The sequence below is a fragment of the Microvirga mediterraneensis genome, assembly GCF_013520865.1.
Taxonomy (GTDB): domain Bacteria; phylum Pseudomonadota; class Alphaproteobacteria; order Rhizobiales; family Beijerinckiaceae; genus Microvirga; species Microvirga mediterraneensis.
In genome coordinates this window covers 4,079,759-4,105,721 of the sequence record NZ_JACDXJ010000001.1, presented here as the reverse complement: position 1 = coordinate 4,105,721, position 25,963 = coordinate 4,079,759, and the positions used below count along the sequence as shown (strand labels likewise).

Here is a 25,963-nt window from a genome sequence, read left to right as displayed (position 1 = left end):
CGCCGATGGTCGAAATCGTCCGCACCAACGATCTCGTTCTGGTCGGCTTCCTACAATCCCTGCTGCAAAACGCCAATATCCCCGTTCTCGTCGCAGACGCGCATATGAGCGCCCTGGAGGGCATGACGGGCGCCTTTCCGCGCCGGATCCTGGTGCCCGAAGATCATTGGCGCCAAGCGCGCCGGCTGATCTCCGAGGCTGGTCTCGAAGGCGAACTGCGCCATGATTGAGATAACGGAAGATTTATTGCTCGGCGGGCGCGTCCACCTCGTCCAGCCGGAGAGGGGGCATCGGGCCGGCACCGACGCGGTGCTGCTGGCGGCCTCTGCGCCGGTGGGGCCGGGCGACGTGGTGGTGGATGTGGGGGCCGCGACCGGAGCGGTCGGGCTCATGGCGGCGGCCCGGGAGAAGGGCGCGCGCTTCGTCTTCGTGGAGCGGGATCCAGGTCTAGCGGAAATGTGCCGCCGCAACTGCCGCGACAATGGGGTGGAAGGGCAGGTTGCCGTCGCCGATGTGCTGGACAGGGAATCGCGTCTCGCGGCCGGCCTGGTCCCAGAGGGCGCCGACCTCGTCCTCACCAATCCACCATTCCTGGAGGAAGGGCTGGCCCGGATCTCGCCCGACCGGATTCGCGCCGCCGCCCATGCCCTGCCGGCCGGCGGGCTGGAGGCTTGGCTGAAAGCCTGTGCAGGGCTGCTCAAGCCCAAGGGGCGGCTCGTCGTCATCCACCGGGCCGACCGCACGGCCGAATGCCTTCGGATCGTGGAAAAATGGCTCGGCGGCCTGGAACTGCGCTTCGTTCATCCGAGCGCCGACCGGGCGGCGATTCGCGTTCTTTTATCGGGGATCAAGGGCAGCAGGGCGCCGCTCGGCATCCTGCCGCCACTGATCCTGAACGGTCTCGACGGGCGGTTCACCCCGCAGGCCGAGGCTCTGCATCGGGGAGAGGCGGATCTCCTATGAAAAAGGGCGCCTTTCGGCGCCCTTCCCAAGCTCAGTAGCGGTAGCCCGGCCGGCCCACCGTTCGGCAGACCTCGATGGGACGGCGCACCCAACGGTAGCCGTTCCAGACCCGGCGCGGCTCGACCCAGCAGCGGCGGGCGGCGGGAACCGGGCGATAGGCTCCGTAGGGGCGTCCGTAATAGGGGCGGCCATAATAGGGACGACCGTAATAGGGGCGGTCATAACGGGGGCCCCCATACTGGACCGTCACGGTCGGCTCCCGATAGCCGTAGCCTGGATAATAAGGCTGTGCCTCCGCCGGCTGGACCGACAGGGCTCCAAAGCCCAGCGCTGCAAAACCAAGAAGGCCGAACATCAGCTTACGCATTTCATCTTCTCCTCGCCCGCACACCGGATTGAAACGGTGTCACGATCGGGCCGTTGTCCATGATCAAGAAATAAACGATTTTAACTGAACGCAACCCGACATTTTCCCTAACGGTATGTTCATCTTGGGAAGCCGTGCCGTGCACCCTACATAACTGCCATGGCTCAAACATCGTTCTCCTCCATGCTCCCGGCACGCCTTCAGTTCCTCCTCCCGAGCAAATATCGCATCTACCCTGATCCAATCGTGCCCGTGGTGCGCCTGTCGGGGCCCATCGGGGCCGTGATGCCCCTGCGGGCAGGGCTCGCCATGGCGAGCGTGGCGCCGCTCCTGGAGCGCGCCTTCTCGGTTCCGGGCGCGAAGGCGGTGGCTCTGGTCATCAACTCGCCGGGCGGGTCGGCCGCGCAGTCTCACCTGATCTTCAAGCGGATCCGCGCCTTCGCCGAGGAGAAGAAACTCCCGGTCATCGCCTTCGTGGAGGATGCGGCGGCCTCCGGCGGCTACATGATCGCCTGCGCGGCGGACGAGATCTATGCCGACCCGGCCTCCATCGTCGGATCCATCGGGGTCGTCTCCGCGAGTTTCGGCTTCCATGAGCTGATCGAGCGCATCGGCATCGAGCGGCGGGTGCATACCGCCGGCAAGAGCAAGGCGATGCTGGACCCGTTCCGGCCCGAGAACCCGGACGATGTGGTGCGCCTGAAGGGGCTCCAGCGCCAGATCCATCAGGTCTTCGAGAACCTCGTGCGGGACCGCCGGGGGGAAAAGCTCAACGATTCCTATGACGACCTCTTCTCCGGCGCCTTCTGGGTCGGGTCGGAGGCGCTCGATCTCGGCCTCATCGACGGGCTCGGCGACATCCGCACCATCCTGCGCCAGCGCTTCGGCGAGAAGGTGCAGTTCCGCATGATCGAGCCCGCCCGCCCGCCGCTCCTCGGCCGGCTCCTCGGCCGCCGGTCCCTCGGGCAGAGCAGCCTGATTGACCCGGGCGAAATCGTCGGCGCCCTGGAAGAGCGCGCCGCCTGGGCGCGGCTCGGCTTGTGAGCGCGGCGATGGCGGGAAGGGCCGCCGACGCTTGACTTGGGCCGCCCATCATCCCAAGGGTTCGCCTGACATTTTCGAGATGAACCGGACGCCGACATGACGAGCGAACCCGCGCATATGAACCCTGCGCGCTCTTTCCAGGGCCTGATCCTCACCCTCCAGCGCTACTGGGCCGAACAGGGCTGCGTCATCCTCCAACCCTACGACATGGAGGTCGGTGCGGGCACCTTCCATCCGGCCACCACCCTGAGGGCTCTGGGCCCCAGGCCCTGGCGGGCCGCCTATGTGCAGCCCTCCCGCCGACCCAAGGACGGGCGCTACGGCGAGAACCCGAACCGGCTGCAGCACTATTACCAGTTCCAGGTGATCCTGAAGCCGAACCCGCCGAACCTGCAGGAGCTCTATCTCGGCTCGCTCAAGGCCATCGGCATCGACACGAGCGTCCACGACATCCGCTTCGTCGAGGACGATTGGGAGAGCCCGACCCTCGGCGCCTGGGGCCTCGGCTGGGAATGCTGGTGCGACGGCATGGAAGTGTCGCAGTTCACCTATTTCCAGCAGGTGGCCGGCTTCGAATGCTCGCCGGTTGCGGGCGAACTGACCTACGGCCTTGAGCGCCTCGCCATGTATCTCCAGGGCGTTGAGTCGATCTACGACCTCAACTTCAACGGGCTCGAAGGCGACCGGAAGGTCTCCTACGGCGACGTCTTCCTGCAGGCCGAGCAGGAATATTCGCGCCACAACTTCGAATATGCCGATACCGAGATGCTGTTCCGGCATTTCCGAGATGCGGAGGCCGCCTGCCGCAAGTATCTCGAAGACGGCGAGCCGAAGCCCGGCTCCAACGACAACCGCCATCTCATGGCGCTGCCGGCCTACGATCAGTGCATCAAGGCCAGCCACATGTTCAACCTGCTCGACGCCCGCGGCGTGATCTCCGTCACCGAGCGCCAGAGCTACATCCTGCGCGTCCGCGAACTGGCCAAGGCCTGCGGCGCGGCCTGGCTGAAGACCGAGGGCGGAGGCGTGGCGGCGTGAGTGCCGTCCCCGTCCATTGACCTCCCTCAGACATAAAGTTCTCCGATGCCCGATCTTCTCCTCGAACTCTTTTCCGAAGAAATTCCCGCCCGCATGCAGCGCCGTGCGGCGGAGGATCTGAAGAAGCTTGTGACCGATGCCCTCGTGGAGCGCGGCTTCCTCTATGAAGGCGCGAAGGCCTTCGCCACGCCGCGGCGGCTGGCGCTCCATGTGGCGGGACTGCCGGTGAAGGGGCAGGACGTACGCGAGGAACGCAAAGGTCCGCGCGTCGGCTCGCCCGATGCAGCGATCCAGGGCTTCCTGAAGGGAGCGGGCCTGTCCTCCATCGACCAGGCGAAGATCGAGAGCGATCCGAAGAAGGGCGAGTTCTACGTCGCCGTCATCGAGAAGCCCGGCCGCTCCACGCCGGACGTCCTGGCGGAAATCCTGCCCGGCATCGTCAAGAACTTCCCCTGGCCGAAATCCATGCGCTGGGGCGCCGCCTCGCGCGAGCCCGGAAGCCTGCGCTGGGTGCGTCCGCTCCATTCGGTCGTCTGCACCTTCGGGCCCGAGACCGAGGATCCGGAAGTGGTGCGCTTCGAAATCGACGGCATCGCATCGGGCGATGTCACGAAGGGCCACCGTTTCCTCGCTCCCGGCGAGATCCGGGTGAAGCGCTTCGACGATTACGCGCCGGCGCTGGAGCGCGCCAAGGTCGTGATCGACACGGATCGCCGCAAGGACATGATCCTGCACGACGCGAAGGACCTCGCCTTCGCGCAGGGCCTCGAACTCATCGAGGACGAAGGCCTGCTCGAAGAGGTCGCGGGCCTCGTGGAATGGCCCGTGGTGCTGATGGGATCGTTCGACGGAGCGTTTCTCGACATTCCGCCGGAGGTGATCCGCACCACCATTCGCGCGAACCAGAAATGTTTCGTGCTGCGCAATCCCAACACCGGCAAGCTCGCGAACAAGTTCCTGCTCACCTCGAACCTCGTTGCCGCCGACGGCGGCAAGACCATCGTGGGCGGCAACGAGCGCGTGGTACGTGCACGCCTGTCCGACGCGAAATTCTTCTGGGAGACGGACCAGCGCGTGAAGCTGGAAGACCGGCTGGAGAAGCTGAAAAGCATCGTGTTCCACGAGAAGCTCGGCACGCAATACGAGCGCGTGGAGCGCATCGCGGCGCTTGCCAAGGAACTGGCGCCCATCGTCGGCGCCGAGCCTGCGCTGGCGGAGCGGGCCGCGCGTCTCGCCAAGGCCGATCTCGTCACCGAGATGGTGGGCGAATTTCCCGAGCTGCAGGGCCTGATGGGCCGTTACTACGCGACGCTGCAGGGCGAGCACCCCTCCGTCGCGGCGGCCGTCGAGGAGCACTACAAGCCGCTCGGCCCGTCCGACCGCGTGCCGACCGATCCGGTCTCCGTGGCCGTGGCGCTCGCCGACAAGATCGATACCCTCGTGGGCTTCTGGGCCATCGACGAGAAGCCGACGGGATCGAAGGATCCCTATGCCCTGCGCCGTGCGGCGCTCGGCGTGATCCGGCTGGTGCTGGAGAACAATCTCAATCTGCCGCTGATCTCCCTGCTCGCGAAGCCTTTCGCCCGCGATGCGAAGGATGTTCTCTTCGAGGAGTTCATGCAGGCCAAGAAGCTCGTCGAGGCCATCGACGACAGCGCCATTGCCGGGCTCGTCGCGCATCCGACGCTTCCGGATCTCGAATCCATCTTCCGGCAGCGGCAGCTTGGGAATGCCGAGAGCCTCGCGCGGATCATGTATGTGCGCGCGCTCGACCTCCTCTCGTTCTTCGCCGACCGCCTGAAGGTCTATCTCCGCGACCAGGGCGCGCGGCACGATCTCATCGATGCAGTGTTCTCCCTCGAAGGGCAGGACGATCTCCTCATGGTCGTCCGTCGGGTGGAGGCGCTCGGCCGCTTCCTGGAAACGGAGGACGGCAGGAACCTGCTCGCGGGCTATCGCCGCGCCGCCAACATCCTGCGCATCGAGGAGAAGAAGGACGGACGCTCCTATAGCGAGGCGCCCGACCTCCAGATCGTGAACGACCAGGGCCAGATCGAGGAGAAGGCGCTCGCGGTCGTTCTCCATGGGGCGAAGGAAGAGGCGAAGGCCGCCATCGAGGCGGAGGATTTCGAGGGAGCGATGCGGGCCCTGTCCCGCCTGCGCCAGCCCGTGGATGCGTTCTTCGACAAGGTCACCGTGAATGCGGAGGATGCAAGCCTCCGGGCGAACCGCCTGCGTCTCCTCAACGACATCCGCGAGGCCACCCGCACGGTGGCGGATTTCTCCCGGATTGAAGGATAGCATCCAAACCCTTTGCCTGCCTCGGAAGAGGGCCGTTTTCACTCCTTTGGAGACAGCCCTTCGACAGGCGGGGCCGGTTAATTCATGTTAAGGTGTTGCGCGGGGGGCACAGCCAAGCCGGCACCTACGCCCTAGGTAAGCGGCAACTGATTCACTTGGTTGAGTGACCATGATTCGACGCCTGCTGATCGCCGCTCTCCTGAGCGCGCCCCTCGCTGCCTGCCAGACCGCCCAGCAACAACCGAACGAGGTTGCCGCAACGGACGATTCCGCTTGGTACATCGGCACCATGCCGGACAAGCCGCACGATATTCCGCTGGTCGACCGCCGCAGGATGGACGCGAAATATGCGCGCCAGACTGTGGAGTATAAGGGACCCGAAAAGCCGGGCTCCATCGTGGTCGATATCGACGAGCGCATGCTCTACCTCGTCCAGCCCGAGGGCAGGGCGATCCGCTACGGCGTCGGCGTCGGCAAACAGGGCTTCTCCTGGAAGGGGATCGCGTCCGTCGGCCGCAAGGGCGTCTGGCCTAACTGGTCTCCCACCAAGACCATGGTCGGCATCAAGCCGGAGCTGCCGCGCTACGTGGAGGCCGGGCTCGACAACCCGCTCGGCGCCCGCGCGCTCTATCTCTACCAGGATGGACGCGACATCCTCTTCCGCATCCACGGCACCAACGAGCCCTGGAGCATCGGCGAGCAAGTGTCTTCGGGCTGCGTGCGCATGCTCAACGAGGACGTGGCCGACCTTTACGAGCGCGTTCCCGTCGGCGCAACGGTCTATGTGAAGCGCAACGGGCGCTACCGGGTCTGAGCGGCGATTACAAGAAAGAGACACGATGGCCGGGCGTGGAGCCCGGCCATTTCCTTTCCGGCGACCTCAGATCGTGAAGAAGTCCGCCGTCGTCATCTTCAGGCCCTTGGTAAGCTCGGCGAACTTGATCTGAGGCGCCCGACCGGTCCCATCGGGATCGTAGAAGAGATCGCCCGTTGTCTTGTTGTAGATGATGCGATCCGACGCGTCGTGGGCGCGGGACCCGATGAAGAAGGCGTCGGCCTTGAGCTTTGCCGGATGAGAGATCGTTCCGCTCTTGCCCAGGCCCTTGAAGATGGCGTTATCGAGCCAGATGCTATCGTCCACCACCTGGAAATCGAGGATCTTATCGACATTCCCTGTCTTGCTGAGCGTCGTCGTAAACAGGAAGGCATCCTTGCCCGCCCCGCCCGTGAGCTGATCGTTCCCGGCCCCGCCATCGAGCCGGTTGGCACCATCGTTCCCGAACAATTGATTGGAGAAGGCGTTGCCCGTCAGGCCGATATTGCCGGCGCTGGTGAAGGCTTTTAGGCCTTCCACCGAAGTCCCAGCCGCGAGCCGGTAAGTGACGGTCGCGATCACCGTGTCGGATCCCTCTCCATCATTCTCCGTGACGATATCGAGGGCGTTATCCACGTAGTAGAGGTCGTCGCCTCCCGAACCCTCAAGCCGGTCGATGCCTCGCCCGCCGTCGAGAGTGTCCGCATGGTGACTGCCGATCAGCCGGTCGTTCCCGTCGGCACCATACAGGAGCAGCTTGCCTCCCTCGGGATCAATTCGGGACGCAAAGCGCAGAAGCGAGTCCGGCGTCATGTCCATCATTGAAGGAATCGGGATGCCCCCGGTGCCAGCGGTGCCTGTGCCGAGGGCAATCGACATCGTGGCGAGCTGAGCCTTCGTGCCACCCGTCGGGGTCATGGAGAGAGTTGCCGAGGTGATGGTACCGGCAAGACCACCGTCGCCCGAGGGGAAAGAGTAACCCTTTCCGACAGTGTCAATGGTATAATAATTCGAACTGTCGGTGATCCCGTTGGGAGCGGCATAGAAGTTTACGTTCCCGCTTGTCGGGTTGGATCCTGAACCTGTCCATTGGGTCGCAATCGTGCCGGGAAAGAAAAGAGACAGGTCGACACCTGCCGGATTGGTGATCGTCACTGTGAATACGGCCATGCTCGCCTCCAGATCACGACAGAGATAAGGGCTGCGACGAAAGGAGCGATTGTGCGGCAGAGCGCCGAAAAGGACGAGCGGTGTCGATGACTACTTTGGGAATGGTGTTGTACTTTTCGTGATTACTGTCGGGCAGGGGATCGGGGCAGTGTCGTCGATCCGCCCTGGATGAGGAGCAATCCGGCTCCATCCCATGGTAAAGTAGCCTGGCATGGCCATTGGGCTTTTTCGGAACGGTTCGCAATGACACTTTATCCATTGCGAGTGTTCGGCAGAACCTTGGCTGTTCAGCTTGCGTTTGGGCTCCATATGTTTCAAGCCAACACCTGCGCGGCAGCAGGGCGTATTCAGAGCCAGGGAATCGAGCGATGACGCAGTGGGTCTATACCTTCGGGGATGGCAAGGCCGAGGGCCAGGCGGGGATGAAGAACCTGCTGGGCGGCAAGGGGGCCAATCTGGCCGAGATGTCCAATCTGGGCCTGCCGGTGCCTCCGGGCTTCACCATCACGACCGAAGTCTGCACCTATTACTACGACCATGGCCGCGCCTATCCGCAGGAGCTTAAAAGCCAAGTCGAGAACGCGCTGGCTTATGTCGGCAAGCTCACGGGCCGCACCTTCGGCGATGCCGAGAACCCGCTTCTCGTTTCCGTCCGCTCCGGCGCCCGGGCGTCCATGCCCGGCATGATGGACACGGTGCTCAATCTCGGCCTCAACGACGTCACCGTCGCGGCTCTCGCCAAGGGCGCAGGCGACGAGCGCTTCGCCTATGACAGTTATCGCCGCTTCATCACCATGTATTCCAACGTGGTGCTGGGCCTCGAGCACCATCATTTCGAAGAGATCCTCGACGAGTACAAGGACCGCAAGGGCTACACCCTCGACACGGACATGACCGCCGCCGACTGGCAGGCGATCCTCCCGCGCTACAAGGCCCTGGTCGAGAAGGAGCTCGGCAAGCCCTTCCCGCAGGAGCCCGAGGAGCAGCTCTGGGGCGCCATCGGGGCCGTGTTCGGCTCCTGGATGAACAACCGCGCCATCAAGTACCGCGAGCTGCACGCCATCCCGGCGAGCTGGGGCACGGCAGTCAACGTGCAGGCCATGGTGTTCGGCAATATGGGCGAGACCTCCGCCACCGGCGTGGCCTTCACCCGCAATCCATCGACCGGCGAGAAGGAGCTCTACGGCGAGTTCCTCATCAACGCCCAGGGCGAGGACGTGGTGGCGGGCATCCGCACCCCGCAGGACATCACCGAGAGGGCCCGCATTGCCTCCGGCTCCGACAAGCCCTCGATGGAGCAGGCGATGCCCGAGGCCTACAACGAGCTGGTGCGCATCTACGGCATCCTCGAGAAGCACTACCGCGACATGCAGGACATGGAGTTCACGGTCGAAACGGGCAAGCTCTGGATGCTCCAGACCCGCAACGGCAAGCGCACGGCCAAGGCGGCGCTGCGCATCGCCGTGGAACTGGCCTCCGAGGGGCTGATCACCCAGGAAGAGGCGATCACCCGCGTCGAGCCGGCGGCCCTCGACCAGCTGCTGCATCCCACCATCGACCCCAAGGCCGAGCGCAAGATCCTGGCCTCCGGCCTGCCGGCCTCGCCCGGCGCGGCCTCGGGCGCGATCGTGTTCAACTCCGACGACGCGGAAGCCGCCAAGAAGGCCGGCCACAAGGTCATCCTCGTGCGAGTCGAAACCTCGCCGGAAGACATCCACGGCATGCATGCGGCGGAAGGCATTCTCACCACCCGGGGCGGCATGACCTCGCATGCGGCGGTGGTCGCGCGCGGCATGGGCAAGCCCTGCGTGTCGGGCGCGGGCTCGATCCGCGTGGACTACGCCGCGCAGACGCTTACCGTCGCGGGCCAGACGCTGAAGAAGGGCGAGGTATTGACCATCGACGGCTCCAACGGCCAGGTGCTGTTGGGCCAGGTGAAGATGCTGGAGCCGGAACTCTCCGGTGAGTTCGCCACGCTGATGGGCTGGGCCGACAAGGTGCGCCGCATGAAGGTGCGCGCCAATGCCGAGACGCCCCTCGACGCCAAGACCGCCCGCACCTTCGGGGCGGAGGGCATCGGCCTGTGCCGCACCGAGCACATGTTCTTCGAGGGCGACCGTATCGTGGCCGTGCGCGAGATGATCCTGTCCGACGACGAGGCGGGACGCCGGGCGGCACTCGCCAAGCTGCTGCCGATGCAGCGGAAGGATTTCGTCGAGCTGTTCACGATCATGAGCGGCCTGCCGGTGACGATCCGCCTGCTCGATCCGCCGCTGCACGAGTTCCTTCCGCACTCGGAGGAAGAGATGGAGGAGGTGGCGAAGGCCATGAACGCCTCCGTCGACAAACTGAAGCACCGCGCCCGCGAGCTGCACGAGTTCAACCCGATGCTCGGCTTCCGAGGCTGCCGCCTGGCGGTCGCCTATCCGGAAATCGCCGAGATGCAGGCACGCGCCATCTTCGAGGCGGCCGTGGAAGCCGGCAAGCAGACCGGCCAGCCGGTCGTGCCGGAGGTCATGGTGCCGCTCGTCATGACGAAGGCGGAGCTGGACCTCGTGAAGGCGCGCATCGTCGCCATGGCGGAAGCGGTGGCGAAGGAAAGCGGCGTGGCGGTCGAGTATCAGGTCGGCACCATGATCGAGCTGCCGCGCGCGGCTTTGCGCGCCGGCGAGATCGCGGAATCGGCGGAGTTCTTCTCGTTCGGCACCAACGATCTCACGCAGACCACGCTCGGCATTTCGCGCGACGACGCCGCCTCGTTCCTCGGTCCCTACACGCAGAAAGGCCTGCTGCCGGCGGATCCGTTCGTGACCATCGATCAGGAAGGCGTAGGCGAGCTGGTGAAGCTCGCGGTCGAGCGTGGCAGGCAGACCCGCGGCAACATCAAGCTCGGGATCTGCGGCGAGCATGGCGGTGATCCGGCGTCGATCCATTTCTGCCAGTCGGTCGGGCTCGACTACGTGTCCTGCTCGCCTTACCGCGTGCCGATCGCGCGTCTTGCTGCTGCGCAGGCGGCGCTCGGCAACAAGGCCGCGAGCCAAGCTTAAATGGTCCTGTCTCGTTCGCGCCTTTTGTATATCGGGACGGTGCTGGTTTCCGGCATCGTCCTCGGGTATGTCGCGCGTCTCAATCCGGAATGGCAGCAGACGGCCGTGCCGCCGGCCGCGTGGCCCTTCGCCGTGTCGTTGATCCTGGATCTCGCCATCGGCCAGCTCGCGACGCAGGGCAAGGCGGAGCCGCTCACCATGGGCGATCGCTTCGTGGCGGTGATCGGTGCTGGTTTGATCGTCACCGCGATGATAGCGTTGGGCTGACAACACGGAAGAAGGGGACGGGCGATGGCGCTGCACAAGGGCTCATGTCATTGCGGTAAGGTGGCGTACGAGGTCGAGACTGATCTCGATCAGGTCATCGAGTGCAACTGCTCCATCTGCAGCCGGAAGGGCTATCTGCTCAACTTCGTGCCGCGCGGCGCCTTGAACATCGTTCGTGGCGAGGAGGATCTCGCCACCTACACATTCAACACGCACACCATCCAGCACCGCTTCTGCTCCACCTGCGGCTCGGCGACCTTCGGCGAAGGCAAGCAGCCGACGGGCGAGGCGATGGCGGCCATCAACGTGCGCTGTCTGGAGACGGTAGACCTGTCCGAGATCAAGCCGATCCCGTTCAACGGGCGGGACGCAAGGGGATAGTTCTTTCCGTCATGGACGGCCTTGTGCCGGCCATCCCCATCTGAGAAGCAATGCGCTCTGCCAATCGCGATCACCGGCACGAGGCCGGTGATGACGTATGGATGCGATTTGCGTGTTGAAGTCCGCTCCAGCGTTATCATCTCTCCCGCAGGGGGAGAGATGATGCGCCCTGCACGGACGATCACGCCATCGCCTCGGTCGAGCGCCGCAGCCCGACATACTGGAACTCCGCATACATCAGCACCACGAGCGCCTGTGCGATCACGAAGGCATAGCCGGCGCTCGTCGGCGAGACCCAGCCGCTCATCAGCAGCAGGGCGCTGTCGAGAACCCAGAGGGCATTGCCGAGCACCACCGCCCAGGCGACCGGCTTCTGGATCCGCTCCCGCAGGCCGAGCCAGCCGATGAAGGCCGCGTAGGGCAAGAGAACCAGGCCCGCAACACGCAGGAGCGTTTCCGGCAGGCCGAAGATGCCGCTCAGGGCTCCGGCGCCGATCAGCAGCATGAGGCCGAAGGCCGCGCTGGTGGTGGCATCGGCCACGAGGGCTTGGCGCAGAAGCGGGGAAGATTGGATCGTCATCATGGTGGTCTCCTGTCATCGGTCGGCTGAGGGCCTCAACCGTGAATGCAGGATTTCGTAAGGACCGAGCGCAGTCGATTACCTCAGAGGTCATGGAAGATGAACGCGCCTCACGTTATGGTCCACCCATGACAACAGCGAGCACCCGACCCGTGACCACCGACCGACATGTAGGCGATTACCTGCGCGAATGGCGTCAGCGCCGTCGCCTCAGCCAGATGGATCTCGCGCTCGAAGCCGAGATCTCCACGCGCCATCTGAGCTTTCTCGAGACCGGTCGCTCGCAGCCGAGCCGGGAGATGGTGCTGCTGCTTGCGGAGAAACTCGACATGCCGCTGCGAGAGCGCAACATCATGCTGGTCTCGGCGGGCTTCGCGCCCGTCTATTCGCAGCGTTCCCTCGACGACCCGGCCCTTGCCGGCATGCGTCAGGCGGTGGATCTCGTGCTGAAGGGCCATGATCCTTATCCAGCGCTCGCGGTCGACCGGCACTGGTCGCTCGTGTCGGCGAACGATGCCCTCGTGGCGCTGATCGGCGACGTGGATCCGGCCCTGATGAAGCCGCCCGTCAACGTGCTGCGCCTGAGCATCCATCCGGCGGGCCTTGCGCGGCGCATCGTGAACTTCACCGAATGGCGCAACCATCTGGTCCACCGCCTGCATCGTCAGGTGGATGCGACGGGCGATGCTGTCCTGGCCGCCCTGATCGAGGAGTTGCGCTCCTATCCGACGCCCGATGCGGCCGCGCGAGCGCCGAAGACGAGCCACGATTATGCCGGCATCGTCGTGCCGCTCCAGGTCCAGACGGAGGAGGGCGTATTGACGCTCTTCAGCACCACGACGATCTTCGGAACGCCCGTGGACGTCACTCTCTCGGAACTCGCCATCGAGGCCTTCTTCCCGGCCGATCCTGAAACGGGCTCTGCCCTGCGCCGTCTCGCCGAGAAGCGTCAGGCTGCCGCAGCAAGGGCCGGGTGAGGGAAGGCCGGCTTTAACCACCCATCAACCTTAACCCGCGATAACTTTGAGTCATCGGAGCCCTCCTGCTGGATGCTCCGTGATGTTCATGAGTTTTTGCAGGGTGTTGCGCGTGCGTCTTCCGTATCGTCGTTCTCGAGTGAAATGGATCTGCGCCACGACGGCACCCTGGGCGCTGGCGACAGGGCTGCTGATCTCGTTCACCGCCTCGGCCAGCAACGACCTGCATTCCGGCGTCAGCTTCACGCCGCGCAGCGCGACCGCCCGTCTCGTCGAGACGGCGCTCATTCCTCCGACCGGAGCCTCCATCGCCGATGGCAAGCTCGGAATCGATCGCGACATCCTCCGCTCCATGCCGCGCTATGACTTGCCGGATGAAACGGCCGATTCCGCGCCTCTCAAGGCTGACAGGAAGGCTGATGCGGGCCCAGATCCGGTCGTCGATCGCGCCCTGAAGGGTCATCCCCTGGTAGCGCCGCATGCCACCTTGTCCCGCCGGGCCAAGCAACTGCGTCCCACGCTCGAGCACGCGACCGGCGCGCGGCTGCTCTACAGCCACGACGAGCGGCTCCTGCCGCCCACCGTCCTCATGGAGGGCCAGCTCGAAGCGCCGGAAACCGAACAGGTCTTCCAGCCCTGGGAGACGCCCGAATACACCACGACGCGGCAGACCACCTCCGTGCAGTCGCCGGCGGCCGCCGCCGCGGGCTCCACCGGAGCGGCCGCGAGCCCGACGACCCCCATGGTGAAGCGCGCCACCGCCTTGTCTTCGGCGACACCGGCTCCCATGGAGGCAACGCCCATCGAGATCGCGGCGGCTCCCGTGTCCCTGCAATCGCCGCGCCTCGACCGTGGAGGCTATGGCGCCCTGACCATCCTGCCGAAAGGCGACGACGCGGATCGCCCGCGCTATGCCGACCTGATCGATCCGGACAATATGAGCAAGGAGCAGCGCTGCCTTGCCGAGGCCGTCTATTTCGAGGCCCGCAGCGAGCCTCTCGAAGGGCAGGCGGCGGTGGCTCAAGTGGTGCTCAACCGGGTGAAGAGCGGCCTTTATCCGTCCAGCATCTGTGGCGTCGTCTATCAGAACCGCCATCGCCATCTCGCCTGTCAGTTCACCTTCGCCTGCGAGGGCAAGGCTCTGCGCATCCGCGATACGGAGTCCTGGGAGCGCGCCAAGAGCGTCGCGAGTGCCGTGCTCGAAGGCAAGACGTACTTGGCCGATGTGGGCGGCGCGACCCATTATCACGCGGATTACGTAAAGCCTTACTGGGCACGTCGCCTGAAGAAGATGGACGTGATCGGCCGTCACATCTTCTACAAGCTCAAACCCGGGCAGACTTAGCGCCTCTCACGCAAAAGCGGGCATCGATTTTGCGTGAGAGGACGTGGGAAATCGAAGAACAAGAGCAGCATGCGAGCCGCTTCTTCGCATTCGACCCGCAAGAACTCCTCTCGGGTGCGCTTCGACACTTCAGAAGTTATAATGTATTGGTATAGCTTCCCAATGTGACATCCAAGGCGAGGACATCGTGGCAAGCATCCGAAGTTCCGTTCCGGGTTCGGGCTATGGCAATCCCTATGTGGATTCCCTTGTCTGGGGTGGCTCCGCCTGGAATACCGCGAGCGGGCCGATCAAAGTCTGGTTCGGGCAAGGCAGGGATTTCACGGCCGCCGATACCGTTCATGGCCCGAGCGAAGTTCTGGCGAGCGCCGCGTCAGCCCGGAATTGGACCGATATCGAGAAAGCCGCCTTCGACTACGCGATGGGGGTCTACGAAAGCGTCTGCGGGCTGACATTCGTGCGTGCCAATTACGTTGCGGAGGCCAACATCGTCTGGTGGAAGACAGACTTGGGCAGCGATACGCTCGGACTGCACGAATTGCCGAACAATGAGCAGAGCTGGGGATATTTCAATTCTGCGGCGCTGACAGGGAGCGGCTTCTCTTTCGGCAGCGACGTCCTTAACACCGTGCTGCACGAATTGGGCCACGGCATGGGTCTTGCCCATCCGCATGATGGCGGGACAAATCAGGACGCAACGACCTTTCCGGGCGTCACTGACGCCTTCTCGACGGGGCAATACGGTTTGAACCAGGGCATCTGGACGGTCATGTCCTACAACCCCGGATGGGGTGATGCCGGCTATGACAAGACCTATGGGAACCAGGCGGGGCTGGGGGCTTTCGATATCGCCGCCCTGCAGGCTCTCTATGGAAAGAACACCAAGACCGGCCAAGGGAACGATGTCTATACATTGCCGACTTCGAGTCCGGAGGTCGCGAATCGGGGATGGTCCTGCCTCTGGGATTCCGGGGGAAAGGATACGATCAGCGCGGCGCAGGCCCATGCGGGCGTCGTCATCGATCTTCGCGCCGCGACGCTACGGGACGGCGATCCCAATGCGGGAGGATTCGTCTCCCGCGAGAGTGAGTTTGCCGGCGGCTTTACGATCGCCAACGGAGTGATGATCGAAAACGCCACCGGCGGAGGCTTCGCGGACACGCTCCAGGGCAATGCCGCCGCGAACTTGCTGAAGGGCAATGGGGGGAGTGACACGCTCTTCGGCGGCTCCGGCAGCGACACCCTTCAGGGAGGGACCGGAGACGACAAGCTCTACGGCGGGGCAGGCTGGGACAGCTTCATCTTCGACAGCAAGGTCGGCAAAGGTACGAACATCGACCGGATCTACGACTTCAACACGACTTACGATTCGATCCTGCTCGACAACAAGATTTTCACCCGACTGGGCGCCGGCAGCGCGTCCAGTCCGAAGGCGTTCGACGCCGACATGTTCGTCCGGGCCTCGAAGGCGCAGGACCGTGAGGACCGGATCATCTACGACAGGAAAACCGGCACGCTCTTCTACGATGCGGACGGGACCGGCGCAGCTGCTCAGGTGAAGGTCGCCGTTCTTGGCAAGAACCTGAAGCTCGGGCATCAGGACTTCTTCGTGGTTTGACGAGGCAGACGGCCTGCGGGAGAAACCAGGCTCCCGTTCGCCCCTAGGGCATCCATCACCTTTTCTCATGCCAAAGCCTACAAACTTTCAATGTTGCTGATGAACGACTTGGGATAGTCTGCGCACCCTTGTTGCCTCTTCTGAGGGCCGTGAGCATGTCCGCCTCTCCCGCTCGATCCCGTGTTTCTCCGGAACTCATCGTTGTCTGCGGCTGCCTGATCGCCCTGATCACCTTCGGGCCGCGGGCGTCCTCCGGGCTGTTCCAGCTCCCCATGATCACCGAATATGGCTGGGGCCGCGACACGTTCGGCTTCGCCATCGCGATTCAGAACCTGCTCTGGGGCGTGGGGCAGCCCTTCGCCGGAGCGGTGGCGGATCGGTTCGGGGCGCTCCGGGTGCTCTGCGTGGGCGCATTGCTCTATGCCCTCGGCCTCGTCGTGATGGCCTATGCGACCACGCCCGGCATGCTTCATCTCGGCGCCGGCGTGCTCATCGGATTCGGCCTGTCGGGCTGTTCGTTCAATCTGGTGCTCGGCGCCTTCGGCAAGCTCCTGCCGGAGCAATGGCGGCCCATGGCCTTCGGCGCCGGCACGGCGGCCGGCTCCTTCGGTCAATTCCTGTTCCCGCCCATCGGCAATGTGCTGATCGATTCCTTCGGCTGGCATCAGGCGCTGCTGGTCTTCGCCGCGAGCGTGCTGCTCGTCATGCCCCTGGCGCTCGCGCTCGCCACGCGGCCGACCGCCGATGCGGCCCAGGCCGGAGCGGCCGCGCTGCCGAACCAGTCGATCAAGCAGGCCCTGACGGAGGCCTTCCGGCACCGCTCCTATGTGCTGCTGGTGCTCGGCTTCTTCACCTGCGGCTTCCAACTCGCCTTCATCACCGTCCACCTGCCGGCCTATCTCAAGGACGCGGGTCTTTCCGCCGCTGTCGGCGGATGGACGCTTGCCACCATCGGGCTCGCCAACGCAGTCGGCTCTCTCGCCTCGGGCTGGCTCTCCACCCGCATGTCCAAGCGCTGGCTCCTCGCCTGGATCTATCTCGGCCGCTCGGTGGCGATTGCCGCTTTCATTCTGGTCCCAGCCACGCCGGTGACGTCGATCCTGTTCGGTATGTCCATCGGTGTGCTGTGGCTCTCCACCGTGCCGCCCACATCCTCCCTCGTGATGCTGATGTTCGGCACACGCTACATGGCCATGCTCTACGGCTTCGCGTTCTTCTCTCACCAGGTCGGCGGTTTCCTCGGGGTCTGGCTCGGCGGCCTGCTCTACGAGATCAACGGCAATTACAGCGCGGTCTGGTGGCTCTCGGTTCTGCTTGGCCTCGCCTCCGCCCTGATCAACCTGCCGATCAAGGAGCAGCCCGTGCAGCGCGGGCCCGCCCTGCAGCCGGCGGAGTAGGCTTTCAACTGCTCCGAAGGCTGAAACAATTTTTCGGTGAAGTGGGTCCGGCTCACCGTCAAAACGTGCGGCCGAGCAAGGAAAAGAAGGGAGGGATTCCACGAAAGTGGAAGCCGTTCCAAGGCGGTTCCGCTTGCCCCGGCCCTCCGACGCGCCCCAAATGGACCGGGGAGGAAATGCCATGAGCACGTTCAAAGCCATCGTCATCGACAAGAACGAAGCCGGTCAAAGGGTCGAGATCCGGGCCTTCGATGAGGCGGATCTCATGGACGGCGACGTCACCGTGCGCGTGTCGCACTCGACCTTGAACTACAAGGACGGCCTCGCGATCACCGGCAAGGCCCCGGTGGTGCGCCGCTTTCCCATGATTCCCGGCGTCGATCTCGTCGGCACGGTGGAGGCTTCCTCGAATCCCGAATTCAAGCCCGGCGACGCGGTGGTGCTCAACGGCTGGGGCCTGGGCGAAACCCATCTCGGCGCCTATGCGGAGAAGGTGCGCGTCAGGGGCGAGTGGCTGATCCCGCTTCCGCAGGGATTATCGCCCCTTCAGGCCATGGCGGTCGGAACGGCGGGCTACACGGCGATGCTCTGCCTGATGGCCCTGGAGCGCCATGGCCTGAGCCCGGACCGCGGGCCGGCTATCGTGACGGGCGCGGTCGGCGGCGTCGGCTCGGTGGCCGTGGCGTTGCTTGCGAAAGCCGGATGGCATGTCATCGCCTCCACAGGGCGGCCCGAGGAGGCCGACTACCTGAGAGGTCTCGGAGCCGCCGAGATTCTCGACCGCAGCGAGTTCGCCGGTCCGGCGCGGCCGCTCGCCAAGGAGCGCTGGGCGGCGGGCATCGATACGGTCGGTTCCACGACGCTCGCCAATGTCCTGTCCATGACGAAGTACGGCGGTGCGATTGCCGCCTGCGGCCTCGCGGGCGGCATGGATCTTCCCACGACCGTCGCGCCGTTCATCCTGCGAAACGTTGCGCTGCTGGGAGTCGATTCGGTGATGGCTCCGAAGGCGCTGCGGATCGAGGCCTGGAACCGGATCGCCCGCGAACTCGACCACGACAAGCTCGCCGTCATGACCTCGACGATCCCGCTCGATCGGGTGCTGGAGGCGGGCAGGCAAATCGTGGATGGCAAGGTCAAGGGGCGCGTGGTGGTGGACATTGCGCGCTGACAACCAGCCACGTCATGGCCGGCCTTGTGCCGGCCATCCCGTTTCTGTGAAGCGCCGCGCCACCCAAATCGGGATCACCGGCACGAGGCCGGGGATGACATGAGCGAGATGGAAAACATCGACGCTTAAACCGCCGGGACGGGGCGCGGCGTCTTCCTCCCGACTCCTTCGATCCACTTTTTCTGCTTGGTGATCTCGGTCGCCATGAAATCCATGAAGGCGCGCACGCGGGCCGATTGGCGCAGGTCTGGATGGGTCAGGAGCCACAGGCCTGCGGAGAAGTCCGGCTTGATCTCCGACAGTCGGACGAGTTCGGGTTTCATATCCGCGATGAAGCAGGGCAGGGGGCCGATGCCGGTCCCGGCCTGAACCGCTTCCGCGAGACCGAGCACCGTGTTGACCTTGTAGACGATGTTTTCCGGCGCCACATGCTCGCGCACGAAACGGGCGGCCTTCATGGCCGCCAGGTTATCGCCGAGCGCAACCCAGTGACGGTCGAACAGATCGGCAAGGTTCGCATCGTCGGGGCTCTGGACGTCAGGGAAATCCGCCGTCCGCCCATAGATCGCCCAGGCAATCGTCGCCACACGGCGTCCCACCAGCGTCTCCGGAGGATCGTCGGTGGCGCGGATCGCCACGTCCGCATCGCGCTTGGAAAGGTTGAGAGCCTGGTTGGCGAGCACCACGTCGAGCCGCATCTCCGGGCAGGCGGTGATGAAGCGGGCGAAGATCGGCGTCAGTAGGTGGACGAGAAGCGTGTCGTTGGTCGTGACCCGCAGTTCGCCGGTCGGAGCCAAGGCCTGACCGGCGAGCTTGCGCGTGAAGGCGGTGACGTTCTCGTCCATCTGTTCGGCCAGCGCCGACATCTCTTCGCCGGCCGGAGTGAGGATGTATCCGGTGCGGTGGCGCTCGAAGAGCTTGACCCCAAGATTGTCCTCCATCTGACCAAGCCTGCGGAAAACCGTCGAGTGGTTGACGCCGAGCCGCTCCGCCGCACCCGCAAGGCCGCCGGCCTCGGCGATGATCTTCACGAGCTTGAAATCGTCCCAGTCGAGGTGCTGCTGCTTGGTCATCGATTTGCATTCCTGCAAGAGAGATCCTGCAAATCTAGCACTGGTTTTGCAAGGTGGAAAGATTATCCTCCCTTAAGTCAACAATAGCCGGAGGCCCTCTCCCAGCCCAGGACATGTGTGCCGGAAGCCGGGTCATCCGCGTTCCAATCTCAATCGATCGGAGTTCAAATGACCAAGGTTCTGGTTCTGTATTATTCGTCCTGGGGACATATCGAGCAGATGGCTTATGCCGCCGCCGAAGGCGCTCGCGAGGCCGGCGCCGAAGTCGCGGTGAAGCGCGTGCCGGAACTCGTTCCTGCGGAGGTGGCTAAGGCGGCTTACTACAAGACGGACCAGAAGGCTCCCATCGCCACCGTCGAAGAGTTGCCCGAATACGACGCCATCATTCTCGGCACGCCGACCCGCTACGGCACCATGGCGGCCCAGATGAAGAACTTCCTCGACCAGACCGGCGGCCTGTGGGCCAAGGGAGCCCTCATCGGCAAGGTGGGCTCGGTCTTCACCTCCGCGGCCAACCAGCACGGCGGCCTCGAAGCGACGATCCTCACGACGCTGCCGGTGTTCCTGCACCATGGCATGGTGGTCGCCGGCTTGCCGTATTCCTTCCAGGGCCAGATGGGTGTCGATCAGATCCGCGGCGGCTCGCCTTACGGCGCCTCCACGGCGACCGGCGGCGACGGCTCGCGCCAGCCGACCGAGATCGATCTCGACGGCGCCCGCTTCCAGGGCCGCCACGTCGCCCAGATCGCCGCGAAGCTCGCGGCGAAGTAAGGCTTTTATTTAAAGCATCAAGTGTGAGCGGTATGCCATAACGGTGTGCCGCTCTCCTTTTAGATTTGAGTGGTTGCCGCGACGTCCTTTTGCAAAGCGAGAAATCCAGAGATCACGCGATAGAGGTAGAGGAGCACGTTGACCGCAATAATGGCGATCAGCAAGCCTACAAGACTGGATTTCGCGAGCTTTGCGGCAACGAGGTATGCGACCGAGGATATGATTGCGAGAAGTGTCGTAATCCAAATAGTATCCAGAATATAAGCGCAATGGTGCGAGATGCGGGACTTATCCTTAGGATCCGTCAAGCTCGCGACGATGCCGCCAAAAAGCTGAATGAAGGGTACAGCAAGTCCCGCAAACATCAGCAGATAAGCGAATTTTAAATAGCGGAAAGATTGCATAACAAGCCTATAGATTAGACCGGATTTATGTTAATTTATAACAATTCATCTGTAGCATAAACCTATAATGTGCAACTGCTGATTCTTTCTCTTGCCTTACGCATCGTTGGATGTGGAAAAATCGAATCCGCTTTTCCACATAGTGCGCTACCGCTCCGCAGCGGCGCGCCTCAGGCGGTCGTTGATGGCCTCGCCCAAACCCGTCTCCGGGATGGGGCCGACCGCAATGGTCGCGGCGCCCGATGCGTCGAGTTGTCTGAGATAGGAAAACAGATGAGCGGCGGCCTCCACGAGGTCGCCGTTTTCGCTGAGGTTCAGGGTAGCCCGGGCCGTCTCCGCGCCTTGAGCCCCCCCCGGACCGAAGAGCAGGGCGGCTTCCCCCGGCCGGATGCCCGTCGCGTTCAGGCGCACCTGCGCCCGTGGGGCATAATGGGAGGCCAGCATGCCCGGGGCGAGCGGACTCGCGCCTAACGTCTCCGCACCCATTTCGAGCTTTTTACCGATCAGCGCCTCGATGGCCTCGCGGGGAATGCCGCCCGGACGGAGCAGGCGCGGTGTGCCGTCGAGGCACGAGACGATGGTCGATTCGACGCCGACCTGCGCGGCCCCGCCGTCGAGCACCGCGTCGATCCGCCCGTCGAGATCCCCCAGTACATGGTCCGCATCGGTCGGGCTGATGCGGCCCGAGCGGTTGGCCGAAGGCGCGGCCACGGGCCGGCCCGTCCGTTCCAGAAGCGCATGGGCGAGGGGATGGGCCGGCACCCTTAAGCCTACGCTGTCGAGGCCGGCGCGGGCGAGATCCGAGACGGTGCAGGTGGGGGCAACCGGCACCACAAGGGTCAGGGGACCGGGCCAGAAGGCTTGCGCCAGCCGTGTGGCCGTCTCATCGAATAGGCCTTGGACCCTGGCGGATTCGAAGCTGTCCAGATGCGAGATCAGCGGGTTGAAGCTCGGGCGCTCCTTGGCGGCATAGATCCCGGCCACCGCCTCCGCGTCGGTCGCGTCGGCGCCCAAGCCGTAGACCGTTTCCGTCGGGAAGGCCACGAGGCCGCCGCCCCGCAGAATGTCCGCCGCCCGGGCCAGCCCCGCCGCATCGGCCGCCAGACGCTCCGTTTGGCGCATTGACCCGTGATCGTTCACGTCTAAACTATCCTTTTCCGACGGGGCCTTTGCCCTTGCCGGGCGGGTTTAACGGCGCGAGAACACGCGTCAATATGAAAAGCCCCGTGTTTGAGAGGAAACCTTGATGACCTACCGCGCGCCTGTTCCGGACATCGTCTTTACTATGCGACATGTGGCGGGCCTCGACCGGGCCGTGGCCGACGGCGTCTACGGCGACCTGTCCGTCGATCTGGCCGAGACCATCCTGGACGAGGCTGGTCGCTTCGCCAACGACGTGATCGCGCCCCTCAATCGGGAGGGCGACCGGCACGGCGCCGTCTTCAAGGACGGCCAGGTGACCACCGCGCCCGGTTGGAAGCAGGCTTACAGGGCCTGGGCGGAAGCCGGTTGGAACGCGCTGCCAGGTCCGGTGGAATATGGCGGGCAGGGCCTGCCGACGCTCCTTAATTCCGCCTGCGTGGAGATGTGGAACGCCGCCTCCATGGCGTTCGGCATCGGCCCCGTCCTGACCATGGGGGCCATCGAGGCGCTCACCACCCATGCTTCGGATGACCTGAAGAGCCGATACCTCGACAAGCTCGTCTCCGGCGAATGGACCGCGACCATGAACCTGACCGAGCCGCAGGCGGGCTCCGATCTCGCGGCCTTGCGGTCCCGCGCCGAGCCAGCGGGCGACGGCACCTATCGCATCACCGGCCAGAAGATTTTCATCACCTATGGCGAGCACGATCTCACCGACAACATCGTCCACCTCGTGCTCGCGCGCCTGCCCGATGCACCCGCCGGCACGCGCGGCATCTCGCTCTTCCTGGTGCCGAAGTTCCTGCCCGACGGCACGCGCAACGATGTGCGCTGCCATTCGATCGAGCACAAGCTCGGCATCCATGCCTCGCCCACCTGCACGATGATCTTCGGCGACGAGGGCGGCGCGGTCGGCTGGCTCGTCGGCGAGGAGAACCGGGGGCTCGCCTGCATGTTCACGATGATGAACAACGCGCGCCTCGCCGTGGGCCTGCAGGGGGTCGCCATCGCCGAGCGCGCCTATCAGCAGGCGCTGGCCTACGCCCGCGAGCGCCGGCAGGGCCGTGCCATCGGGGCCGCCGAGGGCATGAGCCCGATCGCCGTGCATCCGGACGTGCAGCGCAACCTGCTCACCATGAAGGCGCTCACGGCCGCCGCGCGGGCGATCTGCTACATGACGGCGGAGGCCATCGACCGGGCGCATCTCGAACAGGATCCCGCGCGCCGGAAGAAGGCGCACGAGCGCGCCTCCCTGCTGACGCCGGTAGCGAAGGCATTCTCGACCGATATCGGCATGGAGGTCGCCTCTCTCGGCGTGCAGGTGCATGGCGGCATGGGCTTCATCGAGGAGACGGGCGCCGCGCAGCATTTCCGCGATGCGCGCATCGCGCCGATCTACGAGGGCACCAACGGCATCCAGGCCATCGATCTCGTCACCCGCAAGCTGCCGCTTGCCGGCGGCGAGACGGTCAGGGGGCAGATCGCGTCCATGCGCGCCACGGTCGCACGGCTCCTGAAGGAGGGAACGCCCGCTTTCGGTGCGACCGCGCCGCGCCTGCGCGATGCGGTCGAGAGCCTGGACCGGGCCACGGGCTATCTGCTGCAGGCGGTTTCCTCCAACGCGCAGGGCGAGGCATTGGCCGGTGCGACGCCGTACCTGCGCCTCTTCGCCCTGGCGCAGGGCGGCACGGCTTTGGCCGAGATGGCTCTCGCCGCGCAGGCGCTGGCGAAGGCCGGCGACACGGATCCCGCCCATGCGGGCCGCATCGCGCTGTGCCGGTTCTTCGCCGAGAACATCGCCGTCGGGGCCAGGGGCCTGGAGGAGACGGTGATGGGCGGCGCGGGCTTCCTGCAGGACGCTAACCTCGCGCTGGCGGGCTGATCCCATGAAGCTCAACGGAAAAACCCTGTTCATCACCGGCGCTTCCCGCGGCATCGGTCTTGCCATCGGCCTGCGCGCCGCCCGGGACGGCGCGAACGTGGTCATCGCGGCCAAGACCGCCGAGCCGCATCCGAAGCTGCCCGGCACCATCTACACGGCCGCGGAAGAAATCGAGGCGGCGGGCGGCAAGGCCCTGCCGCTCGTGGTCGACGTGCGCGACGAAGAGGCCGTGAAGGGCGCCATCGGCAAAACGGTCGAGACCTTCGGCGGCCTCGACATCGTGGTCAACAACGCGAGCGCCATCAGCCTCACGCCGACGCCCCAGACCGACATGAAGCGCTTCGATCTGATGCACCAGATCAACACGCGCGGCACCTACATGGTGTCGAAATACGCGATCCCGCATCTGGAAAAGGCCGAGAACCCGCACATCCTCATGCTCTCGCCGCCCCTCGACATGAGCGAGAAATGGTTCGCGCCGCACCTAGCCTATTCGCTCGCCAAGTACGGCATGGGCCTGTGCGTGCTCGGGCTGTCGGGAGAGTTGCGGGCCAAGGGGATCGCCGTCAACGCGCTCTGGCCGCGCACGACCATCGCCACGAGCGCCATCCGTAACCTGCTCGGCGGCGAGGCCCTCGCGCAGGCGAGCCGCACCCCGGAGATCCTGGCCGATGCGGCCCATGCGATCTTCCAAAAACCCGCGCGGAGCTTCTCGGGACATTTCCTGATCGACGATGTCTTCCTCCACGGGGAGGGCGTGACCGATTTCGAGAAGTACCGGGTCGATCCAAGCCAGCCCCTCGCGCCCGATTTCTTCGTGCCGGACGACACGCCGCCGCTGTCGTCGTTGGGTTAGGTCTGTCCACGTCGCTCTGGTCGTGAACTATACCCTCCCACGTCATCACCGGGCTTGTCCCGGTGATCTCGATCGGAAAAGCGCAACGCTTCACCTTATCGGGATGGCCGGCACAAGGTCGGCCATGACGTGAGAGGGTGTCCTCCCCGGCTAGGCTCCGCCTGGGAATGACAGGAAGTTCTCACGGGAGTACAAAGCCCTCGTCGATCGGACATGACATGGCTTCCAAAAGGCAAGTACGCGTATGATTGTGATCCATAGACCGGCGCAGGTGAAGGGCCCGATGGGCGAGTCCCTCGACCGACAGGTCCTCCCGCCGGGTGATCCGATCCCCCAGGACGCCCTGTGGATCGATCTGATCGATCCGACCAAGGACGAGGACAGGCTCGTCGAGGTCCACCTCAGCATCGAGATCCCGACCAAGGAGGAGATGGCTGATATCGAGCCCTCCGAGATCCTCTACCACGAGAACAACGCGCGCTACATGACGGCGCGGGTCCTGTGCAGTTCCGACACGGACAATCCGAAGCTGATCGACGTGTCCTTCATCCTGACCGAACGGGCTCTCGTGACGGTGCGTTATGGCGAGCCGCGCTCCTTCAGCATGTTCATGGCGCGCGCCGTCAAGCCGGGCGGCTGCCGGCACCAGCCCGAGGCGGTGCTCGACGGATTGCTCGAGACCATCATCGACCGCGCCGCCGAGATCCTGGGCACGGTGGGAACGCGCATCGACCGCCTGTCGCAATCGATCTTCGAGAACGAGAAGCAGGGTGCCCGCCGCGCCGCCTCCTACCGCGTGGCGCTGAAGTCCATCGGCCGCAAGGGCGACGTCATCTCCAACGTGCGCGAGAGCATGGTGTCCGTGGAGCGCATGCTGCTGTTCCTGTCGGCCAGCATGCCGCGCCCGCAGAAGACGGCAGGCTACAAGACGGAATGGCGCACGGCCCTGCGCGACGTGCAATCCATCGAGGAGCATGCGACCTTCCTGTCCAACAAGATTCAGTTCCTGCTCGACGCCACCCTCGGGCTCGTCACCATCGAGCAGAACGACATCATCAAGATCTTCTCGGTTATGTCGGTGATCTTCCTGCCGCCGACCCTGGTCTCGTCGCTCTACGGCATGAACTTCAAGATCATGCCCGAACTCGACTGGGAGTTCGGCTATCCCTGGGCCATCATGCTGATGGTTTTGGCGGCCGTGCTGCCTTATCTCTACTTCCGTTGGAAGCGGTGGCTGTAGACTGACATGCATTCGACCTGAGCCCTCATCCTGAGGAGCGAAGCGTCTCGAAGGACGAGGGCGGATCCGGAGATCGCTGGACGATCCTTCGAGACGCCGCTGCGCGGCTCCTCA

The 25,963-nt window shown here is 64.6% G+C and carries 24 protein-coding genes; 18 read left to right on the top strand and 6 right to left on the bottom strand.

Annotated elements, in window-relative coordinates; translation table 11 throughout:
• Positions 1-5: 5 nt before the first annotated feature.
• Positions 6-230: a putative signal transducing protein gene (locus H0S73_RS19470; RefSeq protein ID WP_181053698.1), complete on the top strand. Its 225-nt coding sequence runs from the start codon at positions 6-8 to the stop codon at positions 228-230.
• Positions 223-963: a tRNA1(Val) (adenine(37)-N6)-methyltransferase gene (locus tag H0S73_RS19465; RefSeq protein ID WP_181053697.1), complete on the top strand. Its 741-nt coding sequence runs from the start codon at positions 223-225 to the stop codon at positions 961-963. Before H0S73_RS19470 ends, H0S73_RS19465 begins: the two co-directional genes overlap by 8 nt.
• Positions 964-994: 31 nt before the next feature.
• Here the strand turns inward: H0S73_RS19465 and H0S73_RS19460 are convergent, their stop codons facing one another.
• Positions 995-1,330: a hypothetical protein gene (locus tag H0S73_RS19460; protein ID WP_181053696.1), complete on the bottom strand. Its 336-nt coding sequence runs from the start codon at positions 1,328-1,330 to the stop codon at positions 995-997.
• A 159-nt stretch (positions 1,331-1,489) separates the two neighbouring features.
• On the opposite strand from H0S73_RS19460, the gene H0S73_RS19455 reads away from it, so the two are divergent.
• From H0S73_RS19455 to H0S73_RS19440, 4 genes are all read left to right on the top strand, one after another.
• On the top strand, positions 1,490-2,374 hold the full coding sequence (locus H0S73_RS19455) for a S49 family peptidase (protein ID WP_246389097.1): 885 nt from the start codon (positions 1,490-1,492) through the stop codon (positions 2,372-2,374).
• Between the two features lie 96 nt (positions 2,375-2,470).
• Positions 2,471-3,412: a glycine--tRNA ligase subunit alpha gene (locus H0S73_RS19450; RefSeq protein ID WP_181053695.1), complete on the top strand. Its 942-nt coding sequence runs from the start codon at positions 2,471-2,473 to the stop codon at positions 3,410-3,412.
• A 45-nt stretch (positions 3,413-3,457) separates the two neighbouring features.
• Positions 3,458-5,713 carry a glycine--tRNA ligase subunit beta gene (glyS, locus tag H0S73_RS19445; RefSeq protein ID WP_181053694.1) on the top strand — a complete coding sequence of 752 codons (2,256 nt, stop codon included), beginning with the start codon at positions 3,458-3,460 and terminating at the stop codon, positions 5,711-5,713.
• A 169-nt stretch (positions 5,714-5,882) separates the two neighbouring features.
• Positions 5,883-6,527: a L,D-transpeptidase gene (locus H0S73_RS19440; RefSeq protein WP_181053693.1), complete on the top strand. Its 645-nt coding sequence runs from the start codon at positions 5,883-5,885 to the stop codon at positions 6,525-6,527.
• Positions 6,528-6,593: 66 nt separating this feature from the next.
• Here the strand turns inward: H0S73_RS19440 and H0S73_RS19435 are convergent, their stop codons facing one another.
• Positions 6,594-7,697, bottom strand: a complete 1,104-nt coding sequence (locus H0S73_RS19435) for a calcium-binding protein (protein ID WP_181053692.1) — start codon at positions 7,695-7,697, stop codon at positions 6,594-6,596.
• A gap of 368 nt (positions 7,698-8,065) precedes the next feature.
• Between H0S73_RS19435 and ppdK the strand changes: the two genes are divergently transcribed.
• Genes ppdK through H0S73_RS19420 form a run of 3 tightly spaced genes read left to right on the top strand, consistent with a single transcriptional unit; the run spans position 8,066 to position 11,392 of the window.
• A complete protein-coding gene (ppdK, locus tag H0S73_RS19430) occupies positions 8,066-10,744 on the top strand; it encodes a pyruvate, phosphate dikinase (RefSeq protein ID WP_181053691.1) in 2,679 nt (892 codons plus the stop codon).
• The gene (locus H0S73_RS19425; RefSeq protein ID WP_181053690.1) at positions 10,745-11,011 is read left to right on the top strand and encodes a hypothetical protein; all 267 of its coding nucleotides are present in this window, start codon (positions 10,745-10,747) and stop codon (positions 11,009-11,011) included.
• Between the two features lie 24 nt (positions 11,012-11,035).
• The gene (locus tag H0S73_RS19420) at positions 11,036-11,392 is read left to right on the top strand and encodes a GFA family protein (protein WP_181053689.1); all 357 of its coding nucleotides are present in this window, start codon (positions 11,036-11,038) and stop codon (positions 11,390-11,392) included.
• Between the two features lie 181 nt (positions 11,393-11,573).
• Here H0S73_RS19420 and H0S73_RS19415 read toward each other — a convergent pair whose 3' ends face one another.
• Positions 11,574-11,975 carry a hypothetical protein gene (locus H0S73_RS19415; protein WP_181053688.1) on the bottom strand — a complete coding sequence of 134 codons (402 nt, stop codon included), beginning with the start codon at positions 11,973-11,975 and terminating at the stop codon, positions 11,574-11,576.
• Positions 11,976-12,124: 149 nt separating this feature from the next.
• Here H0S73_RS19415 and H0S73_RS19410 point away from each other — a divergent pair, with 149 nt between their 5' ends.
• The 5 genes from H0S73_RS19410 to acuI all read left to right on the top strand — a co-directional run bounded on the left by H0S73_RS19410 (position 12,125) and on the right by acuI (position 18,480).
• Complete coding sequence (locus H0S73_RS19410; protein WP_484502643.1) at positions 12,125-12,949, top strand: helix-turn-helix domain-containing protein; 825 nt, start codon at positions 12,125-12,127, stop codon at positions 12,947-12,949.
• Positions 12,950-13,061: 112 nt separating this feature from the next.
• Positions 13,062-14,294, top strand: a complete 1,233-nt coding sequence (locus H0S73_RS19405; RefSeq protein WP_343058417.1) for a cell wall hydrolase — start codon at positions 13,062-13,064, stop codon at positions 14,292-14,294.
• Positions 14,295-14,481: 187 nt separating this feature from the next.
• A complete protein-coding gene (locus H0S73_RS26285) occupies positions 14,482-15,912 on the top strand; it encodes a M10 family metallopeptidase C-terminal domain-containing protein (protein WP_181053685.1) in 1,431 nt (476 codons plus the stop codon).
• Positions 15,913-16,067: 155 nt separating this feature from the next.
• The gene (locus H0S73_RS19395; RefSeq protein WP_181053684.1) at positions 16,068-17,309 is read left to right on the top strand and encodes an MFS transporter; all 1,242 of its coding nucleotides are present in this window, start codon (positions 16,068-16,070) and stop codon (positions 17,307-17,309) included.
• Between the two features lie 181 nt (positions 17,310-17,490).
• Positions 17,491-18,480, top strand: a complete 990-nt coding sequence (gene acuI, locus H0S73_RS19390; RefSeq protein ID WP_181053683.1) for an acrylyl-CoA reductase (NADPH) — start codon at positions 17,491-17,493, stop codon at positions 18,478-18,480.
• Between the two features lie 125 nt (positions 18,481-18,605).
• Here acuI and H0S73_RS19385 read toward each other — a convergent pair whose 3' ends face one another.
• Positions 18,606-19,553 carry a LysR family transcriptional regulator gene (locus tag H0S73_RS19385; protein ID WP_181053682.1) on the bottom strand — a complete coding sequence of 316 codons (948 nt, stop codon included), beginning with the start codon at positions 19,551-19,553 and terminating at the stop codon, positions 18,606-18,608.
• A gap of 168 nt (positions 19,554-19,721) precedes the next feature.
• Here H0S73_RS19385 and wrbA point away from each other — a divergent pair, with 168 nt between their 5' ends.
• Complete coding sequence (gene wrbA, locus H0S73_RS19380) at positions 19,722-20,324, top strand: NAD(P)H:quinone oxidoreductase (RefSeq protein ID WP_181053681.1); 603 nt, start codon at positions 19,722-19,724, stop codon at positions 20,322-20,324.
• A gap of 59 nt (positions 20,325-20,383) precedes the next feature.
• On the opposite strand, the gene H0S73_RS19375 is transcribed toward wrbA, so the two are convergent.
• Both H0S73_RS19375 and H0S73_RS19370 read right to left on the bottom strand, forming a co-directional pair.
• Positions 20,384-20,728 carry a hypothetical protein gene (locus H0S73_RS19375; RefSeq protein ID WP_181053680.1) on the bottom strand — a complete coding sequence of 115 codons (345 nt, stop codon included), beginning with the start codon at positions 20,726-20,728 and terminating at the stop codon, positions 20,384-20,386.
• Between the two features lie 147 nt (positions 20,729-20,875).
• Positions 20,876-21,850 carry an L-threonylcarbamoyladenylate synthase gene (locus H0S73_RS19370; RefSeq protein ID WP_181053679.1) on the bottom strand — a complete coding sequence of 325 codons (975 nt, stop codon included), beginning with the start codon at positions 21,848-21,850 and terminating at the stop codon, positions 20,876-20,878.
• 124 nt (positions 21,851-21,974) lie between these two features.
• Between H0S73_RS19370 and H0S73_RS19365 the strand changes: the two genes are divergently transcribed.
• From H0S73_RS19365 to H0S73_RS19355, 3 genes are all read left to right on the top strand, one after another.
• The gene (locus tag H0S73_RS19365; RefSeq protein WP_181053678.1) at positions 21,975-23,753 is read left to right on the top strand and encodes an acyl-CoA dehydrogenase family protein; all 1,779 of its coding nucleotides are present in this window, start codon (positions 21,975-21,977) and stop codon (positions 23,751-23,753) included.
• 4 nt (positions 23,754-23,757) lie between these two features.
• A complete protein-coding gene (locus tag H0S73_RS19360; protein ID WP_181053677.1) occupies positions 23,758-24,609 on the top strand; it encodes an SDR family oxidoreductase in 852 nt (283 codons plus the stop codon).
• Between the two features lie 244 nt (positions 24,610-24,853).
• Entirely contained in the window at positions 24,854-25,849 is a 996-nt protein-coding gene (locus tag H0S73_RS19355; RefSeq protein ID WP_181053676.1) for a magnesium transporter CorA family protein, read from the top strand.
• Positions 25,850-25,963 lie beyond the last annotated feature (114 nt).

Excerpts from the sequence above, each read along its gene's own strand:
- H0S73_RS19385 (WP_181053682.1), bottom strand. The coding sequence starts at position 19,553 with ATGACCAAGCAGCAGCACCTCGACTGGGACGATTTCAAGCTCGTGAAG.
- H0S73_RS19465 (WP_181053697.1), top strand. The coding sequence starts at position 223 with ATGATTGAGATAACGGAAGATTTATTGCTCGGCGGGCGCGTCCACCTC.
- H0S73_RS19415 (WP_181053688.1), bottom strand. The coding sequence starts at position 11,975 with ATGATGACGATCCAATCTTCCCCGCTTCTGCGCCAAGCCCTCGTGGCC.
- H0S73_RS19420 (WP_181053689.1), top strand. The coding sequence starts at position 11,036 with ATGGCGCTGCACAAGGGCTCATGTCATTGCGGTAAGGTGGCGTACGAG.
- H0S73_RS19440 (WP_181053693.1), top strand. The coding sequence starts at position 5,883 with ATGATTCGACGCCTGCTGATCGCCGCTCTCCTGAGCGCGCCCCTCGCT.
- H0S73_RS19360 (WP_181053677.1), top strand. The coding sequence starts at position 23,758 with ATGAAGCTCAACGGAAAAACCCTGTTCATCACCGGCGCTTCCCGCGGC.
- ppdK (WP_181053691.1), top strand. The coding sequence starts at position 8,066 with ATGACGCAGTGGGTCTATACCTTCGGGGATGGCAAGGCCGAGGGCCAG.
- acuI (WP_181053683.1), top strand. The coding sequence starts at position 17,491 with ATGAGCACGTTCAAAGCCATCGTCATCGACAAGAACGAAGCCGGTCAA.
- H0S73_RS19435 (WP_181053692.1), bottom strand. The coding sequence starts at position 7,697 with ATGGCCGTATTCACAGTGACGATCACCAATCCGGCAGGTGTCGACCTG.
- H0S73_RS19395 (WP_181053684.1), top strand. The coding sequence starts at position 16,068 with ATGTCCGCCTCTCCCGCTCGATCCCGTGTTTCTCCGGAACTCATCGTT.
- H0S73_RS19365 (WP_181053678.1), top strand. The coding sequence starts at position 21,975 with ATGACCTACCGCGCGCCTGTTCCGGACATCGTCTTTACTATGCGACAT.
- wrbA (WP_181053681.1), top strand. The coding sequence starts at position 19,722 with ATGACCAAGGTTCTGGTTCTGTATTATTCGTCCTGGGGACATATCGAG.
- H0S73_RS19455 (WP_246389097.1), top strand. The coding sequence starts at position 1,490 with ATGGCTCAAACATCGTTCTCCTCCATGCTCCCGGCACGCCTTCAGTTC.
- H0S73_RS19355 (WP_181053676.1), top strand. The coding sequence starts at position 24,854 with ATGATTGTGATCCATAGACCGGCGCAGGTGAAGGGCCCGATGGGCGAG.
- H0S73_RS19460 (WP_181053696.1), bottom strand. The coding sequence starts at position 1,330 with ATGCGTAAGCTGATGTTCGGCCTTCTTGGTTTTGCAGCGCTGGGCTTT.
- H0S73_RS19450 (WP_181053695.1), top strand. The coding sequence starts at position 2,471 with ATGACGAGCGAACCCGCGCATATGAACCCTGCGCGCTCTTTCCAGGGC.
- H0S73_RS19470 (WP_181053698.1), top strand. The coding sequence starts at position 6 with ATGGTCGAAATCGTCCGCACCAACGATCTCGTTCTGGTCGGCTTCCTA.
- glyS (WP_181053694.1), top strand. The coding sequence starts at position 3,458 with ATGCCCGATCTTCTCCTCGAACTCTTTTCCGAAGAAATTCCCGCCCGC.
- H0S73_RS19425 (WP_181053690.1), top strand. The coding sequence starts at position 10,745 with ATGGTCCTGTCTCGTTCGCGCCTTTTGTATATCGGGACGGTGCTGGTT.
- H0S73_RS19370 (WP_181053679.1), bottom strand. The coding sequence starts at position 21,850 with ATGCGCCAAACGGAGCGTCTGGCGGCCGATGCGGCGGGGCTGGCCCGG.
- H0S73_RS19375 (WP_181053680.1), bottom strand. The coding sequence starts at position 20,728 with ATGCAATCTTTCCGCTATTTAAAATTCGCTTATCTGCTGATGTTTGCG.